At 69.0% G+C, this 6,052-nt stretch carries 7 protein-coding genes; 4 read left to right on the forward strand and 3 right to left on the reverse strand.

Going from position 1 to position 6,052, the window contains the following annotated elements; genetic code table 11:
* The first annotated feature begins 159 nt into the window (after positions 1 to 159).
* Complete coding sequence (locus FL311_RS40285) at positions 160 to 963, forward strand: SDR family NAD(P)-dependent oxidoreductase (protein WP_141332945.1); 804 nt, start codon at positions 160 to 162, stop codon at positions 961 to 963.
* 75 nt (positions 964 to 1,038) lie between these two features.
* On the opposite strand, the gene FL311_RS40290 is transcribed toward FL311_RS40285, so the two are convergent.
* Positions 1,039 to 1,311: a hypothetical protein gene (locus FL311_RS40290; protein WP_141332946.1), complete on the reverse strand. Its 273-nt coding sequence runs from the start codon at positions 1,309 to 1,311 to the stop codon at positions 1,039 to 1,041.
* Positions 1,312 to 1,517: 206 nt separating this feature from the next.
* On the opposite strand from FL311_RS40290, the gene FL311_RS40295 reads away from it, so the two are divergent.
* A complete protein-coding gene (locus FL311_RS40295; RefSeq protein WP_141332947.1) occupies positions 1,518 to 2,336 on the forward strand; it encodes a GNAT family N-acyltransferase in 819 nt (272 codons plus the stop codon).
* 75 nt (positions 2,337 to 2,411) lie between these two features.
* Complete coding sequence (locus FL311_RS40300; protein ID WP_141332948.1) at positions 2,412 to 3,110, forward strand: iron-containing redox enzyme family protein; 699 nt, start codon at positions 2,412 to 2,414, stop codon at positions 3,108 to 3,110.
* A 49-nt stretch (positions 3,111 to 3,159) separates the two neighbouring features.
* On the opposite strand, the gene FL311_RS40305 is transcribed toward FL311_RS40300, so the two are convergent.
* Entirely contained in the window at positions 3,160 to 4,254 is a 1,095-nt protein-coding gene (locus FL311_RS40305) for a LuxR C-terminal-related transcriptional regulator (RefSeq protein WP_141332949.1), read from the reverse strand.
* Between the two features lie 145 nt (positions 4,255 to 4,399).
* Positions 4,400 to 5,293 (reverse strand): LysR family transcriptional regulator, encoded by an 894-nt coding sequence (locus FL311_RS40310; protein WP_141332950.1) that lies wholly within the window; start codon positions 5,291 to 5,293, stop codon positions 4,400 to 4,402.
* 135 nt (positions 5,294 to 5,428) lie between these two features.
* Here FL311_RS40310 and FL311_RS46205 point away from each other — a divergent pair, with 135 nt between their 5' ends.
* Positions 5,429 to 5,947 (forward strand): saccharopine dehydrogenase NADP-binding domain-containing protein, encoded by a 519-nt coding sequence (locus FL311_RS46205; RefSeq protein ID WP_141332951.1) that lies wholly within the window; start codon positions 5,429 to 5,431, stop codon positions 5,945 to 5,947.
* The last annotated feature ends 105 nt before the right edge of the window (positions 5,948 to 6,052 follow it).

The following is a 6,052-nucleotide window of genomic DNA, read 5'->3' on the forward strand; positions in this document are numbered from 1 at the left end:
GGCTCATGGAGGAAGCACCCTAAGTGGGGGCTCTCGGGGGGACAAATCGAAAGATGTCGCCCCGCATCGAGTGCGGTGCGGGCTGGCGAGGACGTGCGGTTCGCTTCGATGTCAGCGTGCCGATAAAATCAAGACTCCCGGCATGACAGAGGAGTCCGCGTGAAACTCATATCGAATAGCGCGATTGTGACAGGGGCGGCACAAGGTATCGGGAAGGGAATCGCCGAGCGTCTGATGCGAGAGGGGACGAACGTGCTCCTCTTCGGCCGGACCCGGTCGAGCCTGGATGCGACCGCCGATGAGCTCAACCGCGTCTTGGAGGGGAGGGCGCGGGCGGTGCCTTTCGCCGGCGACGTGACGCAGGCGAAGGATGTGGCTCGGGGCATCGAGCTCGCCGAGCGTGAGCTGGGGCTGCCTGGAATCCTCGTGAACAACGCCGGCACGGTGACGATGTCGCTGCTGGTGGACATGGAGGAGGACGCCTTCGACCAGGTGATGACCGTGAACCTGAAGGGGCCATTCCTCTTCATGAAGGCCTTCGCGCGGGCGCTGCTCCAGGCGAAGAAGCCCGGCGCGGTGGTGAACATCTCCTCCCTGGCGCAGCTCGGCATGACGGAGGGCATGGCGCACTACTGCGCGTCCAAGGCCGGGCTCGCGCACCTGTCGAGGGTCGCCGCGCTGGAGCTCGGGGGGCATGGCATCCGGGTGAACGTGGTGGCGCCGGGGGTCATCCTCACGCCCCTGGTGGAGAACGCGGGGTTCGTGGAGCGCATGCGCGGTGAGTTCCTCGCGAGGACGCCGCTGGGCAAGCCCTCGGGTCTCCCCGCGGACGTCGCCAGCGCCGTCGCCTATCTGTGCAGCGAGGACTCGTCCTGGATCACCGGAGAGACGCTCTCCGTGGATGGTGGCAACCACCTGCGGGGGATGCAGAACTACTGGGCGGGGATGAATCCGCCCGGGTGACGTCGCGCCCCCACGAGCGCTCGCGGGACTGAAGAGACCGGTCCGTTTCACCGGCCCCTTCAGTCCGCTCAAGGACTACTGGCCGAAACACTCCCACCTGAGCCTCGACGTCGGCTCGCAGATGCAGACCCCTGGCGCGGTGCTGCTGAGGCAGCACTGCACGCTGGCCCCCAGCGTGCCGCAGGCCTTGCCTTCATAGGAAGAGCAGCGGGGCAGGGCGTCAGAACAGGCCGTGAGCTCATCGGAAGACACCGCGAGCTCCTCGCCGGCGCCGCCCTCCACCGTGCCACCGCAGCCGAGTGACGACAGACCCAGGAACACCGCCACCAACAAGACATGACGCATCATCGAACCTCTGGACACGGGGTTGAGTGCTCCTCGTCGGCCAGGGCTGTGGTTCACGAAGGGGTGCCTTGCGAGGTGCGGCGCCATCATTCATCGGAAGCGTGCGGGGCCGCCAGCGCTCCTCCGCCGTCGAACTCGGGTCTTGCGCCACGAAAGGACGTGAGAGGGCGGTGAGACACTGGCCCTCTTCGTGACCAGGAGGGGTACCCATGACGTGCAGACACTGGCGCTGGCGTTGGTGTGTCGCCGCCACCCAGAAGGAACTCGATGCCGTGGCGCGCATCCGCTGGGCGGTCTTTGGCGGAGAGCTGGGCTTGTTGTCCGAGCAGTCCGCGGTGTCCCGGCGGGAGGTGACGTGTGTCGACACGCTCGACACCACGGTGCACGTGCTCGTCCATGCTGGTGACGAGCCGGTGGCGACGATGCGCGTGGCGCTGCCCAACGCGGAGGTGGCGGCGAACCTGGGCGGGAAGGTGGGGCTCGAGATGGAGCAGCGGGTGGACCTCTCGGGGCTGCTCCAGCCGGGGAGGCTGGTCGCGGAGCCCTCGCGCTTCTGTGTGTTGCCCCAGTGGCGGCGCTCGGAGGCCGTCACCTGGCTGCAGGCGGGCATGTACGCGGAGAGCCGGCGACGTGGCGTGACGCACTGGATTGCGTCCGCGAACCTGGAGACGGACTCGGCCGAGGACGCGCGCCTCGCGTGGTTGGTGGCGGCGCGCCGCGGGTGGCTGAGCCCTCACTGGCGCGTCTCCATCCCCGACACGTGTCGCGCCCCGGCACGGCCCCGCAGCCCCTTCTACACGCCCGAGGAGCGGGCCAGGGCGGCGCGAGGACAGTGGGACGGGCTGCGGCTGCCCCGGGCGCCCGCGCTCTTCGCCAGGACGATGGGCGCGCGCTTCATCGCCGAGCCCCTCTACGACACGTATTTCCAGTGGTTCACGCTGCCGCTCGTCATGGCGCTCGATGAGATTCCGACGGACTCCCTGGCGCGCTTCCACGCGCTGGAGCACGGCGTGAGCCTGGCCGCCTAGGCGGTCGCGGTCCCTTTCCCTTCACCTTCAACACGCAGCGACCGGGAGCCCCAGGGCACCGGACAGGAGACGTACGTGCACACCCAGACGGAGAATCACGTGGGAGCGAATTGGTTGGCGGCGCTGGACGCGGAGGCGCGAGGACTGGTGGCGGCGGTGGACGCGCAGCCCGACGCTCGAAGCCTCCTCGAGGGCACCCTCGACAAGGAGGGCTACATCCACTTCCTCATCCAGACGTACCACTACGCGCGCTGGAGCACGCCCATCCTCGCGGAGGCGGGCGTGCGGCTCAGGCAGCAGGGCCGGCTCCCGGAGCTGGCGACGCTGCTCATCCAGAAGGGCGAGGAGGAGCGGGGGCACGACCGGTGGCTGCTGTCGGACCTGAAGAACCTGGGGTGCTCGGAGCAGGCCGTGGAGTCGGCGGCGCGCAGCCCCGCGGTGGAGGCCTATACTGGGTGGAACTTCTTCACCTCCCGCGCGGGCGTGGCGACGGCGGCGCTGGGGACCGCGTACGTGCTGGAGTACCTGTCACAGACGCGGGCGGGCGTGTGGGCCGAGCGACTGCGGGAGCTGTCCACCATCCCCAACATCCGCAAGTCGGTGACGTTCCTGCGCAGCCACGGTGCGCTGGACGGGGATCACGTGGCGGAGATGGAGCGGCTCTTCGCGGGGCTGACGGAGCCGGAGGACCAGGAGGCGATCCTCTTCTCGGCCCGGGTCGCGCGGTGCGTCTACCCGCGCATCTTCCGTCAGGGCGGTGACCTCGCGAGGTAGCGCTCCGCGCCCGCGAGTCGGAGGCGCCTCCGACTCGCGGTGGGTCGCCTCACACCGGCTTGCTGAGGAGGGCGAGCTGGTAGAGGAAGTCGGCGCGGTCGTCGACGCCCAGCTTGCCGAAGAGGTTGCGCACGTGGGTCTTCACCGTCTGGTCGGAGATCTTGAGGTCATCGGCGATCTGCCCGTTGGACCAGTTGCGGAGCACGCCCTTCGCGATGTCGAGCTCGCGGGTGGTGAGCTCGCGTTGCATGTGCAGGGGCAGGGGGATGGAGTGGGGGAGCTCGGTCAAGAGGAGGGCCCACTGGCGAGGGGCGTCATTGGCGGGCAGCTCGATGAACCGGCACGTGCGGTAGCCGTCGGGATGATTGACGACCCAGAGGTTCTTGCCGAGCCGCTCGTCCGGGGTCATCCGGATGAGGGTGTCCAGCTGCTCCTTGAAGGCGAACGGGAGCCCGGAGGCGTGGAGCTCCGACGGCGTGAACCAGCGCTCCAGCAGATGGGTGGCGTGCTGGGAGCGGAACACCTCGCGCCTGGGCGGCTCCAGGATGATGAAGGCGGAGTCGTCGCGCTGGTAGAGCTCCTGGAGCAGCTGCGCGCCGGCGGTCATGTCCTGGAAGTCCTGGCAGTTGCCGAGGGTGTTGGCGAAGTGCCGGGTGACGCTGGCGAGGGCGGTGACGCTCTGGTCGGGGAAGGGCGAGCGCTGGTGCCGGTAGAACGCGAGGGCGCCGACGAGGCCCGGGCGGATGGGCACGAGGACGGCCATGATGTGCTCCAGGGGCTGCTCCAGCTCCCGGCTGCGTTGATAGACGAGGGTGCGCTCGTAGTCCCGGCGTGAGAGGAGTTGCGTATCGCAGATGGGCACGCCGGGCTTGGCGAGGATGGGGTCCCGGAGGAAGTCATGGTCGACCAGGCCGGCATACTCCTCGAGGATGGGGATGCGGTGGTCGGGGACGTGCCAGCGGAAGTCGAGCGTGGGCGCAAGGCGCATGAGGCACAGCGCCATGGCGTCGGCCTGGACGAACTCGAGCATCGACGTGCGGCTCGCCTCGAGGGCTTTCGGAACGGAGCGCTGGCTGCCGAGCGCGATGATTGCGTTGTCCCGGACCACGAGCTCTCGAGTGTTGAAGTCCGTCGGATTGAACATCCACCCCTCCTGGTCAGGCCACCCCGTGGGGTGCGCCGGCATGTCCTTCATCCATACATAAGTCCGGGCTGTAAATCTGTCCCTCACCCCGCAGTGGTATGGACAGACGCCTTGACGCGGCCAGGTGCACCGAGTCGGTGAGGACTCAGTACGGAGCCCGTGGGAAGAGCGTGGCGACGAAGTCCAGGAACACGCGGGTGCGAGAGGGTAGGTGCCGGTCGGGTGGATGGAGGACGTGGATGGCGCGTGTCTGGGTTGTGTGGGGCGCCAGCACCTCGACGAGCGCGCCCGAGGCCAGGTCGCGAGCGACCATGAAGTCGAAGAGCCAGGCGATACCGAGCCCCAGCATCGCCGCATCCCGTAGGGCGCCCCCGTGGTTGACGTGGAGGCTCGCGCGAGGCTCGAGCGACACCTCGGCGCCGTCCTGTCGCAGGAGCCAGGGCAGGGGCTTGCCGTCTCGCATGAAGCCGAGGCAGTCGTGGCGCGCGAGCTCCTCGGGTGTCGTCGGGGTGCCACGGCGCTCCAGATATCGCGGTGAAGCGCAGGCCAGCAGTCGAGCCTCGGTCAGCTTCCTGGCGACCAGGGTCGAGTCCTCCAGCGCACCCAGGCGCAGATGGACGTCCGCGCCTCCGGCGACAGGGTCCATGACCTCGTCACGGAGCGTCAGGTTCAGCGTGAGGTCCGGGTAGCGGGCGAGGAAGCGGGGCAGGGCGGGGACGAGCACGAGCTGTCCGATGACCTGGGGGGCCTCCACGCGCAGCACGCCGCTGGGGCGGACGCGGGCGCGGGTCAGGGACTCCTTCGCCTCGCCGAGCTCCGTGAGGATGCGTTGGCAGCGCGCATGGAAGTCGCGGCCGTCCTCGGTGAGGCGCAGGGCGCGCGTGGTGCGCTGGAAGAGCTTCATGCCGAGCTCCTCTTCCAGTCGGGAGATGCGACGGCTCACCGCGGACGCCGTGAGATGGAGTTTGCGCGCGGCGCGGGTGAAGTCGCCCTCCTCGACGACTCGGACGAAGGCGTCGATGTTCGCGAGCGAGTGCATGGGCCTTCCGGAGCGGCATTCGTGCTCGGGACGCATGAATGTCGTTCCCGGACTTCACTCGCACTCTAGCGGAGCCGGCGGCACAAACCAGGACGGGCGTGGGCCTGTTTGTCGCGGGCGGCCCCGGAGGTGTTCATGTCGAGGCAGATGCTCATCGTGGGGGGCTACGGACAGGTGGGGCAGGCGGTGGCCAGGGCCCTGGCTCCGGAGTACCCGGGCCGGGTCGTCATCGCGGGACGGAGCCGGGAGCGCGCGGAGGCCTTCGCCGCGGGCCTGGGACATGGGGCGCGGGGGATGGCGTTGGATGTCCATGCGGAGGGCGCCGCCGCGCGGCTCGACGGTGTGGGCCTGGTCGTCATGTGCGTGGACCAGGAGCAGGACACGTTCGTTCGTGCCTGTCTGGAGGCGGGGGTGGACTACGTGGACGTGACGGCGCGCCATGCCTCGCTCGTGGCCTTCGAGCGGCTGGACACGGTGGCCCGACGCTCGGGGGCCACCGCGGTCCTCAGCGTGGGGGTGGCGCCGGGGGTGAGCAACGTGCTCGCCGCGCGGGCGGTAGCGGGAATGGAGCGGGTGGAGCGCCTGGACCTCTTCGTCCTGTTGGGCGCGGGGGATGCGCATGGTGACGCGGCCCTGAGCCATCCCCTCATATGAAGCCAAGCGCATCTTGGAAGACTCGATGGCCGTGAAGGAGTTCGGAGAATCGCTCGACGAGAGGCCGCAGGCGCTCCTCCTTCATCATGGGAATGGCCTGGTAAT

This window comes from Myxococcus sp. AB025B, from assembly GCF_006518215.1.
In the GTDB taxonomy this organism is placed as follows: domain Bacteria; phylum Myxococcota; class Myxococcia; order Myxococcales; family Myxococcaceae; genus Myxococcus; species Myxococcus fulvus.